This is a genomic window from Mesorhizobium sp. M7A.F.Ca.CA.003.01.2.1, from assembly GCF_003998945.1.
Lineage (GTDB): Bacteria > Pseudomonadota > Alphaproteobacteria > Rhizobiales > Rhizobiaceae > Mesorhizobium > Mesorhizobium ciceri.
The window spans coordinates 1-771 of the sequence record NZ_RZRA01000804.1; the positions used below are offsets into that span (position 1 = coordinate 1).

The following is a 771-nucleotide window of genomic DNA, read 5'->3' on the forward strand; positions in this document are numbered from 1 at the left end:
TCTGGGGACCTTTCTTCGGGGCGTTGTGCTTTGCGCTGCTGTTCGTGGTGATGACCGTGCTCGGCATCGACGAGCCCGGCAAGCTCATCGCGCAGGGCGTCATCATCCTGGGTGCCGCGATCTTCTACGGAGTGCGGGTGCGAAACCCCTGACCTGAGACGGCGAAAGCAAGCCGACCGGTGTTCGCCGGGACCGACAAATCCACGCGTTCAGACAATTGCAAACAGATGGAGAAACATGGATGTCACCGCCAAAAAACATCATGTGCTATGGCGACTCGCTGACCTGGGGCTGGGTTCCGGTCAAGGAGGGGTCGCCGACCTACCGCTACCCCTATGACCAGCGCTGGACCGGTGTGATGGCGGCGGCGCTGGGAGGGGGCTACCACATCATCGAGGAAGGCCTGAGCGCGCGCACGACATGTCTCGACGACCCCAACGATCCGCGCCTGAACGGGGCGAACTACCTGCCCTCGGCCATCGCCAGCCATCTGCCGCTGGACCTGGTCATCGTCATGCTCGGCACCAACGACACCAAGTCCTATTTCCGCCGGACGCCTTATGAGATCGCCAATGGAATGGCGAAACTGGTCGGGCAGATCCTGACCAGTGCCGGCGGCATCGGCACCCCTTATCCGGCCCCCAAGGCGCTGGTCATTGCGCCGCCGCCGCTGACCCCGATGCCCGATCCATGGTTCGAGGGCATGTTCGGCGGCGGGCACGAAAAATCCAGGGACCTGGCCAGGCAGTACAAGGCGATGGCGGATTTCAT

At 63.0% G+C, this 771-nt stretch carries 1 protein-coding gene and 1 pseudogene; both read left to right on the forward strand.

Going from position 1 to position 771, the window contains the following annotated elements; translation table 11 throughout:
- Positions 1 to 152 (forward strand): annotated as a pseudogene (locus tag EN969_RS36270) (ABC transporter permease); the annotation flags it as partial.
- 89 nt (positions 153 to 241) lie between these two features.
- The coding region (locus EN969_RS25820; RefSeq protein WP_245467502.1) for an SGNH/GDSL hydrolase family protein at positions 242 to 771 on the forward strand (530 nt) is incomplete at its 3' end.